We start from the raw sequence: 13270 nt of genomic DNA, 5'->3' as shown, positions 1-13270 counted from the left end.
GTCGCACTCTTGCACGGTCAGGAGCGCTGCTCGGCGTCGTGCTGCTCGCTGCCGGGTGCGGCGGAGAGGACAGCACTGCGGAGGCGTTCTGCGCGCGGGTCGGCGAGGCCACGTTCAGCCAGCTCGTGTTCTCCCCGTACGTGGACGGGATGGGCACACCGGAGGCCTGGGCCGAGGAGCGGCTGGAGCTGGTGGAGGGGCTGGAGGCACCCACCGCGGAGCTCGAGGACGACCTGGCCGTGTGGATCGACTACCTCGAGACCACCAGTGAGCTGGAGCGCGGCGATGACGGCCTGGTCGGGGCGTTGACCGAGGAGGTCCTCGCGGCGAGCCAGGCCCTCGCCACCTACCAGCAGGAGTCCTGCGGCTGAGCGGCGCGGCGTCGGCGGATCGCGGATGGTGGAAGGGCGCCCGCCGATGCCCCACCTCCCGTTACTGTCTGGTATGTCCGGTGACGTCGGTCACGGGAGCAACGAGAGGCAGACATGGCAGGACGCAGCATGACCACGGGGACGAGGATGATCGGGCGGCTGGCCGCCCTGGGCGGGGCGACGGCTCTGGTCCTGACGGGGTGCGGCAACGACGGCCAGGAGTTCTGCGACCGGGTGCAGGAGCCCGAGTGGTCGGCCGTGGTCTTCTCGACCTACGCGGCGACGGAGGACCCTGCGGCCTGGACCGGTCAGCGGATCGAGCTGCTGGACGGTCTCGAGGCGCCGACCGACGAGCTCGAGGACGACTTCGAGACCTGGATGACCTACCTGGAGGAGCTGGAGGGCATGGAGCTCGGAGACCCGGAGGTGTTCGACATCGCCACCGACGATGTCGAGGCCGCCCGCGAGGCCCTGTTCGACTACCAGCTCCACGAGTGCCTCGAATGAGCCGCCACGAGGGGGTCGACCGGAAGGCGTCGGACCTACCCTCGGCGGCGCCGACGGCCGTCGCCGAGCTGCTGGACGCCGAGCGGGTGATGGACTCCGCGATCCGCCCGCTGTGGGCGCCGATGCCCACCGTGATCGGCCCGGCGCACGTGGTGCGCTGCGCCCCCGGCGACAACCTCGCTCTGCACGCCGCCATCTATCGGGCGGCCCCCGGCTCCGTGCTGGTGGTGGACTCCGGCGGCGAAGCCCCGGCGGTGGCAGGCGGCAACGTCTGCGCCGTCGCGCAGCGGCGCGGCAGCGCCGGGTTGGTGGTCGACGGGAACGTCCGCGACCTGGGGGAGATCCGCGCGATGGGCTACCCCGTGCTCGCCCGGGGCGTGTTCCCCAAGCCCGGCATCAAGCGGGACCCGGGCTCGCAGGGTCAGGCCGTGGTCGGCGGGGTGCTGGTCCACGACGGCGACGTGATCGTGGCCGACGAGGAGGGCGTCCTCGTGGTTCCTGCCGAGCGGGTCGCGGAGGTGCTCGCCGCGGCCGCCGCGAAGGAGGCGCGCGAGGCCGAGCAGGGCCTGGACGCGTGGGAGGCGAATCACCGGGCCAAGGTCACCGCCGCTCTCGAGGCGGCGGGCGACACGACCGGTCTGCCCGACTGAGGGGCCTCGTCGTCATGCCGCCGCGAGGAGCAGGCGGAGGATCATCGCGGCGCCGACGATCGCCAGCGCCAGCGCGGCGAGCCGGTTTATCCAGGGCAGTGCCCGGCGCAGGGTCGTCGTGCCTCGCCCGCGCCCGAGCACGAGGGCGATCAGCAGGTCCCCGCCGAGGACCACCGCCACCATCCACACCCCGTAGCCGAGTCGCACCGCGGTCGTCGCGGAGCCGAGCGCCGCGGACAGTGCGAGGTAGAACAGCAGGTTCTTCGGGTTCAGCGCGGCCACCGCCGCTCCGGCCCCGATCGCGGAGGCCGCGCTCCGCGGCCTCGACGGCGCCGAGGGATTGTGAAGCGTGAGCTCCCGGTGGCTCGGGGCCCGGGCGATCCGCCACGCCATCCACAGCAGGAACACGCCGCCCGCGAGCTGCAGGACGTCCAGCACCACGGGACGCTGCACCAGCGCCACCCCGGTGAAGGCGAGCGCGATGATCGCGGCATGCGCCAGGGCGATGCCCAGGCAGACCAGGGATGCCCGAGCGGCCCCGCGCTCCAGCGCTGTGCGCACGATCAGCACGAAATCCACACCGGGGATCAGCAGCGCGAGGGCGTGAGCCAGGGCGACGGCGAGGAACTGCTCCATGACACCTCGGGGGCAGGGGGACCGGGACGAGCCCAGCCTCCGCGGTGCCGCCGCGGGCGTCTTGCACGATCGGGTCGCTCAGCCCCGGTAGTCGCCTGGGGTGGCGGCGACATGCGCGCGGAAGACCCGATGCAGGTGGCTCTGATCGTGGAAGCCCAGCGCCTGTGCCGCCTCCGCGGGAGCGTGGCCTGCCCGCAGCAGCTCCCGCGCGCGCAGCACCCGTGCGTTCTGCCGCCAGGCCAGCGGCGGCAGCCCCGTCGCCTGCCGCATGGACCGGATGAGTCCCGTGCGGGTCATGCCGACGCTCTCCGCCAGGACCGCCAGCGGCGGTGGCGTGGGCTCGGCTCGGAGGCGGTCGAGAACCGGGGTCAGAAGCGTCAGCAGCGTCTCGTCGCGGGTGGGGCGCAGCCGTTGGCCCGGCGGGTTCTGCTCCAGAGTGGCGAACACCCTCGTCAGGTCGCGCTGCACGGCGACGGCGGGAACCGCGACGTCCAGTGCCTCGGCGAGGTCGCGGAGTGCGACGGCGGTCGCCTCGGCGCCGCGGAACACCGCCATCCCGGTGCTCGCCGCGGGGCCGAGCTCCGAGGGCACGGCACCCGCGTCCAGATGCAGCATCAGGTACCGCCAGCGGCCGGCGCGGGGGTGACAGGCGTGGACCCAGCCGGGCGGGATCACCACGACGTCGCCGGGTGCCAGGGCGATGGGGCCGTCGGGAGCGCCGGCCAGTTCCGAGACGCCCTCCTCGATCAGCCCGATCGAGAGGGCGTCGTGGGTGTGCGGGCGATAGCAGCGGCCGCGCTGGGTGGAGCGGCGCAGTTCCAGACCGGGCAGCTCGGGGTGGCGGAGGAAGCGGGTCATGGGGTCCTCCTGGTGGGTGGTGCGCGGCGGGCGTCGACAGGATAGGCCTGTCGAGTATTCGTCAGAGATCAGGGCCGGCGCGCCTCCAGCACCGCGGTGACCCCGTCGGGTGCGCGATGCGTCCGCGCCGTCAGCCCGACGCTCTCGGCCAGGCCGGAGGCCCGCCGTGCCTGCCCCTCGTGGATCTCCGTCAGCAGCACGCCGTCCGGGGCCAGCCACTCGGCGGCCTGGTCGAGCAGGCGTGCCAGCACGGTCAGCCCCTCCGGGCCGCCATCCAGGGCGAGGGCGGGCTCCGCCTCCCGTGCCTCCCGCGGCAGCAGCTCCAGCTCGTCGGCCGGCACGTAGGGCACGACGGCCGCGATCACGTCGATGCGGCCTCGCAGCCCGGCCGGGAGCGGGGCGAGCAGATCGCCCCCGTGCACCCGCCCGACCGCGCCCAGGTTCTCCCGGGCGAGGGCGGCGGCGCGCGGATCGATCTCGGTGGCGTGCACCCGCGCCTGCGGGAGGGCCCGGGTCACGGCGGTCGCCACCGGGGCGACACCCGCGCAGGCCTCCACCATCACCGGGGCGTGACCGGCGGCGCGGCAGGCCGCCACCGTGAGACGGGACAGGAAACGGGTGCGCTGTCGCGGCACGAACACCCCCGGGCCGACGGCGAGGCGCAGGCCGTCGAGCTCGACGACCCCCAGCACGTGCTCCAGCGGCTCACCGGCCACCCGGCGCCGCAGCAGGTCCTCCCGCGCCGAGGGCTCCGGGACCTCCCGGTGCAGCAGCGCGGCCTCCTGCTCGGCGAAAACACAGCCGGCGGCGCGCAGCCGGTCGACGGTCACGGCGAGCGGCTGCGCCGGGTCGGCCATGGGGGAGCGGGATCAGGCGCTCTGGGTCAGCAGGTAGGCCAGGCTCAGCCCGCCCACCAGCAGCACCGCCACGGCCACCCAGATCAGGGCGCTGCGGGAGTCCCGGGCCCGCTCCTCCGCCGTGCGGGGGCGGGAGGGCTGACGGGCGTCCTCGCGGAAGCGACGGATGGTGAAGACCAGCACGGTGACCAGGGAGGCCAGGATGGCCAGGCCGAACAGGACCAGGATCAGGGAGCTCACAGCGCCACTGTCTCACGCCGCCCTGCGGGGAGCCTGCGCCCCTCCGCGCGGGCCAAGGCGACCACCAGCGGCAGCCCGCCCAGGGCGCACAGCGCCATCGCCGCGAAGGCCCAAGCGGGAGAGCCGTCGATCAGCCCGCCCGCGACGGCCGTCATCACCGCCGTGCCCGCGCCGTTGCCGAGCGCCGAGTACAGGCCCTGCGCGGGAGCCACCAGCCCGGCCGGCAGATGCCTTCGCAGCACCTGCACGAAGCCCACCTGCATCATCCCGTAGGTGATGCCGTGCAGCACCTGCGAGGCCAGCAGCACCCCGATCGGCAGCGGCAGCATCCACAGCACCCAGCGCAGCACCGAGCCGACCGTCGCCAGGGCCAGCATCCCCGCCACGGGCGCCCGGTCCGCGAAGCGGGAGGAGAGACGGAAGGTCACCATCTCCGCCAGCGGCGCCAGGATCAGGAACACCGCCAGCAGCCAGGGCGCGGCGCCCAGTCGCGCCAGGTGCAGCGAGCCGAAGGCGTAGTAGGCGGCGTGGGAGCTCTGGATCAGCACCGTCAGCGCCAGGGCGAGGACGAACACCCGCTGCCGGGCCAGGGGCCCCCAGCTGCCCATGCCCTCGCTGCGCTGCGCCGCCACGTGCTCGTCGCCGATCGGGGCGAGCGAGGTCGCCGCGAGCACCGCCAGCGCGACCAGGAACAGCGGCAGCAGCGGGGCCACGCCCCACAGCTCGGAGACGGCGCCGTTGACCCCGGCGCCGGCGATGAAGCCGAGCGAGCCCCACAGCCGGGAGCGGCCGTAGTCCAAGGAGCCGCGCTGCGCCCCGAGGGAGGCGGTGGTCTCCAGCACCGGCATGATCGTCGGGTACAGCAGGCCGAACACGGCCGAGACGACCATCAGGCCCGCGGTGCCGGTGTCCGGGAGGAAGGCGAGGCCCACAAGCAGGCTGGCCCAGGGCAGCACCCGCGTCACCGTGCCGAGCGCCGCATAGCGGTTCGCCAGGGGGAACAGCAGCGCCACCGCCAGGGCGCGGGTGACCAGGGAGACGGTGATCGAGGCGCCGATGGTGGCGCCGTCGAAGCCACGGTCGTCCAGCACCAGCGACCAGTACGACAGGAACGTGGTCCAGGTGAAGAAGAACGCGAAGAACTGGACCTGCATCCAGCGGTGCACGGGCGGCTCCGGGGTCGGGCGGGCGGCGCGGGGCCGCGGTGACCCTCGGACGCTACACGGCCCCCCGTCCTGCCGGCGGGACGGTCCGACCCGCCCGGGGACCCCGGCCGGACGGTGCGCGCCATGTCACGTCCCGACCGTTCGTCGGGGCCGATTCCTATACTGGGATGCCTGATCACCGGCAGCGACGAGCAGTGCAGAGAGGCTGGGCGTGGACGAGCAGACCACCCGCGGATACGACGTCGAGGCGGTACGGGCGGACTTCCCGATCCTGCAGCGCCGGCTGGACGAGGACACCCCGCTGATCTATCTGGACTCCGGCGCCACCTCGCAGCGGCCCCGCCAGGTCATCGACGCCGAGGTCGACTTCCTGACCCGCGACAACGCCGCCGTCAAGCGGGGCGCCCACCGTCTCGCCGAGGCCGCCACCGATGCCTACGAGGGTGCCCGCGAGACCATCGCCCGCTTCATCGGCGCCCCCAGCGCCGAGGAGCTGGTCTTCACCAAGAACGCCACCGAGGCGCTGAACCTCGTCGCCTACAGCCTTGGCCAGGGCGAGGCCTCCACCCCCGAGCACCTGCGGGTCGGCCCCGGCGACGAGATCCTGGTGACCGAGATGGAGCACCACGCCAACCTGGTGCCCTGGCAGGAGCTGGCCCGCCGCACGGGCGCCACCCTGCGCTGGATCCCCCTGGCCGACGACTTCACGCTCGACCTGACGGACCTGGACTCCCTGCTCACCGAGCGCACGAAGGTGCTCGCGGTCAGCCACCAGTCCAACGTGCTGGGCACCCTCACCCCGATCCGCCGCCTCGCCGAGGCCGCCCACGCGGTCGGCGCCCTGGTGGTGCTGGACGCCTGCCAGTCCGTGCCGCACATGCCGATCGACCTGGCCACCCTCGGCGTGGACTTCGCCGCCTTCTCCGGCCACAAGATGCTCGGCCCCACCGGCATCGGCGTGCTCTGGGGTCGCGCCGAGCTGCTGGCCGCGATGCCGCCCTTCCTCACCGGTGGCTCGATGATCGAGGTGGTCACCATGGAGGGCACCACCTTCGCCGAGCCGCCCGCCCGCTTCGAGGCCGGCACCCCGATGGTCTCCCAGGCCGTCGGCCTCGCCGCGGCCTGCGACTACCTCGGCGCCCTCGGCATGGAGAACGTCGCCGCCCACGAGCGGGCCCTCACCACCCGCGCCATCGAGGGCCTGCGGGAGCTGCCGGGCGTGCGCGTCATCGGCCCCGACGCCGGGCCGGACCGCGCCGGCGCCGTCGCCTTCGACCTCGCCGGTCGCCACCCTCACGACGTCGGCCAGGTGCTCGACTCCCGCGGCGTCGAGGTGCGGGTGGGCCACCACTGCGCCTGGCCCCTGCACCGCCGCTATGGCCTGCACGGCACCACCCGCGCCAGCTTCTCCGTCTACACCACCGAGGCCGAGGTGGACGCCCTGGTCGAGGGCATGGGCGCCGTCATCGACTTCTTCGCCCGCTTCGACCGCTGAGGAGTGCCATGGACCTGACCTCCCTGTACACCGACATCGTCTTCGAGCACGACAAGCGACCCCTGCACGCGGGGCTGCGTGAGCCCTTCGCCGCCGAGGTGCACCACGTGAACCCCACCTGCGGCGACGAGATCACGCTGCGCCTGCAGCTCGAGGGCGAGGGGGAACAGGCCCGCGTGGCCGACCTGTCCTACGACGCCACCGGCTGCGCCATGAGCCGTGCGTCCGCCTCGATCATGGCGGACCTGCTGATCGGGCGCACCGTCGCCGAGATCGAGCCGATCGCTGCCCACATGGAGCAGGTGATGCACGCCCGCGGCAAGGAGACCGGCGACGAGGACGTCATCGGCGACGCCGTCGCCCTCACCGGCGCCGCGAAGTTCCCCAACCGGGTCAAGTGCGTCCTGATGTCCTGGAAGGCCTACCAGGCGGCGCTGCTGGAGACCCGCGTGCTGGGGGAGCGATGAGCGGCCCGAGCAGCACCCTCGCCGACGTCCTCGCCGTCCTCGAGGGCGCCTACCCGCTGGCCTGGGCGGAGGACTGGGACCGTGCCGGCCTGGTGCTGGGGGAGCGTGACGCCGAGGTGACCCAGGTGCTGCTGGCCGTGGACCCGACGGTGGACGTCGCCCGCCGGGCCGTCCGGAGCGGCGCCCAGCTCGTGGTCACCCACCATCCGCTGCTGATGCGCGGCGCGAGCTTCCTGCCGGCCGACGAGGGCAAGGGCGCCGTGGTCACCACCCTGCTGCGTCACGGCATCGGCCTGTGGTGCGGGCACACCAACGTGGACCGCTCCAGCAGCGGCACCGTCGGCGCCTGGATCCGCGCCCTCGACCTGCGCTCGGCGCGCCCCCTGGTCCCGCCGCGGGAACCCGCCACCGCCGCGCACGGCTCGGAGCTGTTCGGTCTCGGCGCGATCGGGGAGCTGCCCGTCGCCACCACAGTCGCCGAGCTCGCCGCGACCGTCGCCCGCCTCGCCCCCGGCTCCGCGCGCGGTGTCGCCCACACCGGGGACCCGGAGCGGCCCGTGCGGACGCTGGCCGTCTGCCCCGGCGCCGGGGACTCCTTCCTGGAGGCCGCGACGGCCGCAGGCGTGGACGCCTACCTCACCTCGGACCTGCGCCACCATCCCGCGCTCGAGCACGTGGAGGCGGCCGCCGATGCCGCCGCCGTGCCGGCCCTGCTCGACGTGGCCCATGCGGCGAGCGAGGCGCTGTGGCTGCCGCTGGCCCAGGATCTGCTCGCCGAGACCCTGCCGGGCCTCGACGTCGAGATCGTGCCCGTCACCGATCCCTGGACCGGCCGCGCCGGCTGAGATCTGTTCCGGTCAGGAGGCGCGTCCGGCTCGGGGCCCGAACGGTATCGGGGCCCGAGCTGCTCAGTCGACCCGGTCGACCAGCACCAGCCGGTCCCCGTCCAGCTCCACGCCCAGCGTCCCGCCCGCCGCGGCGGCCAGCAGCTCCGCCAGCGCCTCGGCGTCCGGCAGGGCGCGGGTGTCCTCCAGTAGCACCCGGGTGGCCCAGCCCCGGTAGCGCTTCGCGTCGTGGGAGATGACGCTGCGTCGGCCCGACCTCTCCTGCACCGGGGACACCTCCAGCACCCGGACGTCGGCGGTGGAGCGCAGCGGCATCATCGTGCGGTACGAGCCGGAGCGGCAGTCCAGCACCAGCGGGGAGGGGGAGTCGGCGACCTCCGCGAGCAGCTCCGCCGCCAGGGGCTTCAGCCGCGGTCGCCACCACGAGCCGGCCTTGCCCAGGCGATGCATCTGCGAGGAGGCGGAGACCCGGTAGGCGGGGATGTGCTCGTGGCCCGCGTCGACCAGGCCGAACAGGGCGCTCTGCACCATCACCCGGCGGTCCGCCGAGGGCCGGGCGTCGCCGAGCTGCTCGTACAGCACGCCCGAGTAGACCTCCAGGGCCGGCGCCACCGGCTCTTCGCCGATCGCTGCCATCCGCTCCACCAGCTCCGGCGCCGAGGCCGGCACCCCGAGCCGTTCGGCCGCGCCACGCCCCTGCGCGGTGGCGACCGCCGCCCGCGCCATCGTGGCCCGCGGCGCCTCCAGGGCGCCCGGCGCGGCGTCCGTCCCGCTCGGCACGCTCGCGGCAGGACGGGTCTTGGTCTCGGAGGGCGGCAGCAGGATCAGCACCCTCCCATTGTCCGGGGCGCCGGCCCGGCCGCGCCGCCCCGGCGGCCGGGAGCGGGCGAGAGCTTCCGCACGTCGAGCAGAGCCGCCGCCCCGGTAGGATCGTCCGCGGACCAGTCGGCCGGACAGTCGCGTCCCCGCCCGTCAGGGCAGGGGTCGAGGAAAGTCCGGGCTCCACCTGGCACGGTGGTGGGTAACACCCACCCGGAGCGATCCGCGGGACAGTGCCACAGAGAGCAGACCGCCTCCCTCACCTGCGGGTGCGGGCGGTAAGGGTGAAAGGGTGGTGTAAGAGACCACCGCGGTCCCGGTGACGGGACCGGCACGGTAAACCCCACCGGGAGCAAGGTCGGACAGGGGACGTCAGAGGGTGCCAGCCCGAGTCCCCGGGTGGACCGCTGGAGGTCGTCGGCAACGGCGATCCGAGATGGATGACTGTCGAGAACAGAACCCGGCTTACAGGTCGGCTGGTCCCCTCGACGAGGAACGGGCCCGACCACCGCGGTGGTCGGGCCCGTTCCTCGTCCGCACGTGGGCGGAGACGTCGACGGCGTCGCAGGCGTCCGCCGGGTCAGTCCTTGTGCTTCTTCGCGGCCTTCGCGGCCGCCTTCTCCGCGCGCCGGGCGAGCGAGGCGGCGCCGATGATGCCGGCCTCGTTGCGCAGCTCCGCGGCGACGATCTCGGTGCGCAGGTCCAGCAGCGGCAGGTACTTCTTGTGCTTCTTGGAGACGCCGCCGCCGACGATGATCAGGTCGGGGCTGAACAGGAACTCGATGTGGGAGTAGTACTCCTGCAGGCGCGCCGCCCAGGTCTCCCAGTCCAGGTCTTCGCGCTCGCGCGCCGACTCCGCCATGTATTTCTCGGCGTCCGCGTACTCGCGGGCCTCGGCGCTGTCCAGGAACACGTGGCCCAGCTCGGTGTTGGGCACCAGGCGGCCGTCCACGAACAGCGCGGAGCCCACGCCGGTGCCCAGCGTCGTCACCAGCACCACGCCGTCGCGCTTCTTCCCGGCCCCGAAGTCGACCTCCGCGATGCCCGCGGCGTCGGCGTCGTTGACCACGAACACGTCATGGCCGGTGCGCTTGGTGAACAGGGAGTCCGCGTCGGTGCCGATCCAGGCGTCGTCGACGTTCGCCGCGGTCTTGGCGACGCCGTGCTGGATCACGGCCGGGAAGGTCACGCCGATCGGCATGTCCGCCTCGAGGTCGAAGGAGGCGATCAGTTCGGCCACCGTGTCCGCGACGGCGTCCGGGGTGGAGGGCTGCGGGGTGGGGATGCGCAGGCGGTCCGCCACCAGCTCCCCCTTCTTGAGGTCCACGGGGGCGCCCTTGATGCCGGAGCCGCCGATGTCGATACCGAATGCCGTTGTGCGCTTCTTCGTGCTCACCAGATGGTCCTCGTCCCGGGACGCCGGGTTCGGGGCGGACCGCCGATGGTGCCGCCGTGGCCCACAGTGTGGCAGACAATGGACGGGGACCGGACGGACCTGCGCGGACGACGGGTCCGCGCAGGGATCAGACGACGGTCAGCAGCTCCGCGCCCCCGGCGGTCATCAGCATCGTGTGCTCGAACTGGGCGGTGAAGGAACGGTCCTTGGTGACCACGGTCCAGCCGTCGTCCCACATCTCCCACTCCTGGGAGCCGAGCGTCACCATCGGCTCGATGGTGAAGGTCCAGCCCTCCTCGATGACGTCCTCGAACATCGGCGCCGAGTCGTAGTGGGGGATCACCAGGCCGTTGTGGAAGCCCTCGGCGACGCCGTGCCCGGTGTAGTCGCGCACCGACTCGTAGCCGAAGCGGCCCACGTACTTCTCGATCACGCGGCCGATCACGTTGACCTGGCGGCCGGGCTTGGCGGCGCGCACGCCGCGCAGCATCGCCTCCTCGGTGCGGGAGACCAGCTCCTCGACGCGCGGGTCGACCTCGCCGACGAAGAAGGTGGCGTTGGTGTCGCCGTGCACGCCGCCCAGGAACGCGGTGACGTCGACGTTGAGGATGTCTCCCTCCTGCATCACCGTGGAGTCCGGAATGCCGTGGCAGATGACCTCGTTCAGGCTGGTGCAGCAGGACTTCGGGTAGCCCAGGTAGCCGAGCGTGGAGGGGTAGGCGCCGTGCTCGATGAGCACCTGGTGCACCACGGCGTCGATCTCGTCGGTGGTGACTCCCGGCTTCGTGGCCTCGCCGGCGGCCTGCAGGGCCAGCGTCGCCACGCGGGAGGCCTCGCGCACCCGCGCGATCACGTCGGGGGTCTGCACGTAGGGACCGGAGTCGGAGACGGCCTCGTCCTTGCCGACGTACTCGGGCCGCTCGATGCGGCCGGGCACCTCACGGTGGGGGGAGAGGGTGCCGGGCACCAGCACGGCACGGCCCTCGGGACGGATCCACTCCTGCTCTACAGTCATACCCATCAGTGTCTCACCGACGACGGAAGGAGCTCACCGTGAGCGGACGTGTCGAGTACTACTACAACCTGAACACCAAGAGCGTGGAGGAGGGCCGTCAGTCGCCCGGCTCCGAGCTGATGGGCCCCTACGCCACCCGCGAGGAGGCCGAGCACGCGCTGGCCAAGGCCGCGGCGCGCAATGAGGAGTGGGAGCAGGAGTCCCAGGAGTGGGAGGGCTGAGCGCCCCCTGCTGACGCGGCGGCGCCCCCGTCCTCCCGTGGGGAGGCCGGGGGCGCCGTGGTGCAGGTCGAGTCTCAGTCGAAGGAGTGCTCGGGGCCGGGGTACTGGCGGCCCTCCACCTCGGCGCGGTAGGCCTCGGCGGCGTGCTGCAGGTCGCGACGCAGATGCGCGAAGGCCTTGACGAACTTCCCCTCGAAGCCCGACATCCCCGCCATGTCCTGCCACACCAGCACCTGGCCGTCGCAGTCCGGGCCCGCGCCGATGCCGATGGTCGGCACCGGCACCACCTCGGTGATGCGGGCGGCAGCGGCGGCGGGCATCAGCTCCAGCACCATCGCGGAGACCCCTGCCTCGGCGAGGGCGACGGCGTTTTCGGCGAGCTGGTCGGCGCCCGCGGCGTCGCGGCCCTGCACGCGGTGCCCGGACAGCGAGTTCACCGACTGCGGGGTGAAGCCCAGGTGTCCCATCACGGGGATGCCGGCATCCACCAGGGCGCGCACCTGAGGCAGCACCGCCTGGCCGCCCTCCAGCTTCACGACCTCGGCGCCGGCGCGCACCAGCTCCACGCCGTGGCGCACCGCGTCGGCGGGACCGGTCTCGTAGGTGCCGAAGGCGAGGTCGGCGACGATCAGGGGGCGGCGCACGGAGCGGGCGACGGCACCGGTGAAGGTGAGCATGTCCTGGTGGGTGGTCGCCGTGGTGCTGGTGTGGCCCAGCACCGTGGTGCCGACCGAGTCGCCCACCAGCAGCACCTCGATCCCGGCGGCCTCGAAGGCCTGGGCGGAGAACTGGTCGTACGCGGTGAGCATCGAGAAGGGTCGGCCGCGGTCCTTGGCGTCCTGCAGGTGGCGCAGTCGCACCTTCGCGGGTCCGGTTCCCGGGGTGGTGGTCACGGGGCTCTCCTTCGATCGGCGGGGCGTCCGCGACGGCGGACGGTGCCCGTCCATTGTGGTCCATCCGGGGGCCGCGCCGATCGTGCGCGAACCGTGATCTGGGAGTGTCCGGAATGGGGGAGTCCGGGTGTGACCTGCATGGCACTGTGGGCGCAGGGGTCCGGGTCATCCCGCCCGGCCATGAGGAAAGGGATTCACCATGACGTCGATCATGCGCAGGACCGTCCGTCGTTCCGCCGTCACCCTGGGGGCGGTGGCGCTGGCCCTCGGGGCCGCCGCGTGCGGCGGGTCGAGCGACGCCGAGTCGGGGGACTCCGGCGAGGACACGGCCACTACCGAGGAGGCCGCAGCCGAGGACGAGGCAACCGAAGAGGACACCGCGGCGGAGGAGGACACCGGGGCGGAGGAGGACACCGCGACCGAGGAGGATTCCGCCGCCGAAGAAGGGGACGAGGCCGCGACCGAGCTGACCGAGGAGGACCTGACTGCAGCCGAGGAGCGCTTCCTGGAGTTCCTGCAGGTCGCCGACGACGGCGATCACGAGGCCACCTGCGGCTACGTGCTGGACCCGAACACCGGCGAACCGGCCGAGGGCGCCTTCGTCGAGGGCTGCGCCGAGGGAATGGCCGGCAACATGGGCAATGTCGAGCCCGGCACCTTCGACTCCCTGTCCGTCGACGACATCGAGGCCGCCGACAACGGCGACGGCACCGTCGCCATCACCTTCCTGGGCAGCGACTTCCCGCTGGACATGATCCAGGGCCCGGACGGGCAGTGGTACATCGACGGCTCCATGTGAGCCGCGCCGCGGTCGCCACGCACGGAGACCGGGCC

17 protein-coding genes and 1 other RNA gene are annotated in these 13270 nt (G+C 73.2%); 9 read left to right on the top strand and 9 right to left on the bottom strand.

What is annotated here, in order from left to right; all coding sequences use genetic code 11:
- Positions 1-38: 38 nt before the first annotated feature.
- The 3 genes from OM98_RS11110 to OM98_RS11100 all read left to right on the top strand — a co-directional run bounded on the left by OM98_RS11110 (position 39) and on the right by OM98_RS11100 (position 1528).
- Positions 39-371 carry a hypothetical protein gene (locus OM98_RS11110; RefSeq protein ID WP_010534702.1) on the top strand — a complete coding sequence of 111 codons (333 nt, stop codon included), beginning with the start codon at positions 39-41 and terminating at the stop codon, positions 369-371.
- Positions 372-500: 129 nt separating this feature from the next.
- On the top strand, positions 501-878 hold the full coding sequence (locus tag OM98_RS11105) for a hypothetical protein (RefSeq protein ID WP_217491420.1): 378 nt from the start codon (positions 501-503) through the stop codon (positions 876-878).
- The gene (locus OM98_RS11100; RefSeq protein ID WP_010534700.1) at positions 875-1528 is read left to right on the top strand and encodes an RraA family protein; all 654 of its coding nucleotides are present in this window, start codon (positions 875-877) and stop codon (positions 1526-1528) included. The genes OM98_RS11105 and OM98_RS11100 overlap by 4 nt, the downstream gene beginning before the upstream one ends.
- A gap of 12 nt (positions 1529-1540) precedes the next feature.
- Here OM98_RS11100 and OM98_RS11095 read toward each other — a convergent pair whose 3' ends face one another.
- The 5 genes from OM98_RS11095 to OM98_RS11075 all read right to left on the bottom strand — a co-directional run bounded on the left by OM98_RS11095 (position 1541) and on the right by OM98_RS11075 (position 5285).
- Positions 1541-2164: a LysE family translocator gene (locus OM98_RS11095; RefSeq protein WP_010534699.1), complete on the bottom strand. Its 624-nt coding sequence runs from the start codon at positions 2162-2164 to the stop codon at positions 1541-1543.
- 78 nt (positions 2165-2242) lie between these two features.
- The gene (locus tag OM98_RS11090; RefSeq protein ID WP_010534698.1) at positions 2243-3022 is read right to left on the bottom strand and encodes an AraC family transcriptional regulator; all 780 of its coding nucleotides are present in this window, start codon (positions 3020-3022) and stop codon (positions 2243-2245) included.
- A 68-nt stretch (positions 3023-3090) separates the two neighbouring features.
- Positions 3091-3879 carry a class I SAM-dependent methyltransferase gene (locus OM98_RS11085; RefSeq protein WP_010534697.1) on the bottom strand — a complete coding sequence of 263 codons (789 nt, stop codon included), beginning with the start codon at positions 3877-3879 and terminating at the stop codon, positions 3091-3093.
- A gap of 12 nt (positions 3880-3891) precedes the next feature.
- Entirely contained in the window at positions 3892-4119 is a 228-nt protein-coding gene (locus OM98_RS11080; protein ID WP_010534696.1) for a hypothetical protein, read from the bottom strand.
- Positions 4116-5285 carry an MFS transporter gene (locus OM98_RS11075; protein WP_010534695.1) on the bottom strand — a complete coding sequence of 390 codons (1170 nt, stop codon included), beginning with the start codon at positions 5283-5285 and terminating at the stop codon, positions 4116-4118. Before OM98_RS11075 ends, OM98_RS11080 begins: the two co-directional genes overlap by 4 nt.
- 211 nt (positions 5286-5496) lie before the next feature.
- Between OM98_RS11075 and OM98_RS11070 the strand changes: the two genes are divergently transcribed.
- Genes OM98_RS11070 through OM98_RS11060 form a run of 3 tightly spaced genes read left to right on the top strand, consistent with a single transcriptional unit; the run spans position 5497 to position 8092 of the window.
- Positions 5497-6780, top strand: a complete 1284-nt coding sequence (locus tag OM98_RS11070; protein ID WP_010534694.1) for a cysteine desulfurase — start codon at positions 5497-5499, stop codon at positions 6778-6780.
- An 8-nt stretch (positions 6781-6788) separates the two neighbouring features.
- Entirely contained in the window at positions 6789-7247 is a 459-nt protein-coding gene (gene sufU / locus OM98_RS11065) for a Fe-S cluster assembly sulfur transfer protein SufU (RefSeq protein ID WP_010534693.1), read from the top strand.
- Entirely contained in the window at positions 7244-8092 is an 849-nt protein-coding gene (locus tag OM98_RS11060) for a Nif3-like dinuclear metal center hexameric protein (RefSeq protein WP_010534692.1), read from the top strand. Before sufU ends, OM98_RS11060 begins: the two co-directional genes overlap by 4 nt.
- A gap of 63 nt (positions 8093-8155) precedes the next feature.
- Here the strand turns inward: OM98_RS11060 and yaaA are convergent, their stop codons facing one another.
- Positions 8156-8923, bottom strand: coding sequence for a peroxide stress protein YaaA (gene yaaA, locus OM98_RS11055; RefSeq protein ID WP_010534691.1), 768 nt, complete (start codon positions 8921-8923; stop codon positions 8156-8158).
- A 110-nt stretch (positions 8924-9033) separates the two neighbouring features.
- On the opposite strand from yaaA, the gene rnpB reads away from it, so the two are divergent.
- Positions 9034-9395, top strand: an RNA gene (gene rnpB / locus OM98_RS14900) — RNase P RNA component class A.
- Between the two features lie 96 nt (positions 9396-9491).
- Here the strand turns inward: rnpB and ppgK are convergent.
- Together ppgK and map are read right to left on the bottom strand one after the other, a co-directional pair.
- Positions 9492-10307 (bottom strand): polyphosphate--glucose phosphotransferase, encoded by an 816-nt coding sequence (gene ppgK, locus OM98_RS11050; protein WP_010534690.1) that lies wholly within the window; start codon positions 10305-10307, stop codon positions 9492-9494.
- A 127-nt stretch (positions 10308-10434) separates the two neighbouring features.
- Positions 10435-11322: a type I methionyl aminopeptidase gene (gene map, locus OM98_RS11045; protein WP_010534689.1), complete on the bottom strand. Its 888-nt coding sequence runs from the start codon at positions 11320-11322 to the stop codon at positions 10435-10437.
- A gap of 38 nt (positions 11323-11360) precedes the next feature.
- On the opposite strand from map, the gene OM98_RS11040 reads away from it, so the two are divergent.
- Positions 11361-11543: a hypothetical protein gene (locus tag OM98_RS11040; protein WP_010534688.1), complete on the top strand. Its 183-nt coding sequence runs from the start codon at positions 11361-11363 to the stop codon at positions 11541-11543.
- A 74-nt stretch (positions 11544-11617) separates the two neighbouring features.
- Here OM98_RS11040 and panB read toward each other — a convergent pair whose 3' ends face one another.
- Complete coding sequence (panB, locus tag OM98_RS11035) at positions 11618-12436, bottom strand: 3-methyl-2-oxobutanoate hydroxymethyltransferase (protein ID WP_010534687.1); 819 nt, start codon at positions 12434-12436, stop codon at positions 11618-11620.
- Between the two features lie 211 nt (positions 12437-12647).
- Here panB and OM98_RS11030 point away from each other — a divergent pair, with 211 nt between their 5' ends.
- Positions 12648-13235 (top strand): hypothetical protein, encoded by a 588-nt coding sequence (locus OM98_RS11030; protein ID WP_175285979.1) that lies wholly within the window; start codon positions 12648-12650, stop codon positions 13233-13235.
- Positions 13236-13270 lie beyond the last annotated feature (35 nt).

It is taken from the genome of Brachybacterium squillarum M-6-3, from assembly GCF_000225825.1.
GTDB lineage: Bacteria > Actinomycetota > Actinomycetes > Actinomycetales > Dermabacteraceae > Brachybacterium > Brachybacterium squillarum.
Note: the sequence above shows the minus strand (reverse complement) of the source record. Positions and strands in the feature narration are given on the sequence as shown.

Bases quoted from the DNA above. Each gene is read 5' to 3' on its own strand.
- OM98_RS11100 (WP_010534700.1), top strand. From the start codon at position 875: ATGAGCCGCCACGAGGGGGTCGACCGGAAGGCGTCGGACCTACCCTCG.
- OM98_RS11105 (WP_217491420.1), top strand. From the start codon at position 501: ATGACCACGGGGACGAGGATGATCGGGCGGCTGGCCGCCCTGGGCGGG.
- OM98_RS11060 (WP_010534692.1), top strand. From the start codon at position 7,244: ATGAGCGGCCCGAGCAGCACCCTCGCCGACGTCCTCGCCGTCCTCGAG.
- map (WP_010534689.1), bottom strand. From the start codon at position 11,322: ATGACTGTAGAGCAGGAGTGGATCCGTCCCGAGGGCCGTGCCGTGCTG.
- OM98_RS11090 (WP_010534698.1), bottom strand. From the start codon at position 3,022: ATGACCCGCTTCCTCCGCCACCCCGAGCTGCCCGGTCTGGAACTGCGC.
- OM98_RS11030 (WP_175285979.1), top strand. From the start codon at position 12,648: ATGCGCAGGACCGTCCGTCGTTCCGCCGTCACCCTGGGGGCGGTGGCG.
- sufU (WP_010534693.1), top strand. From the start codon at position 6,789: ATGGACCTGACCTCCCTGTACACCGACATCGTCTTCGAGCACGACAAG.
- OM98_RS11095 (WP_010534699.1), bottom strand. From the start codon at position 2,164: ATGGAGCAGTTCCTCGCCGTCGCCCTGGCTCACGCCCTCGCGCTGCTG.
- OM98_RS11085 (WP_010534697.1), bottom strand. From the start codon at position 3,879: ATGGCCGACCCGGCGCAGCCGCTCGCCGTGACCGTCGACCGGCTGCGC.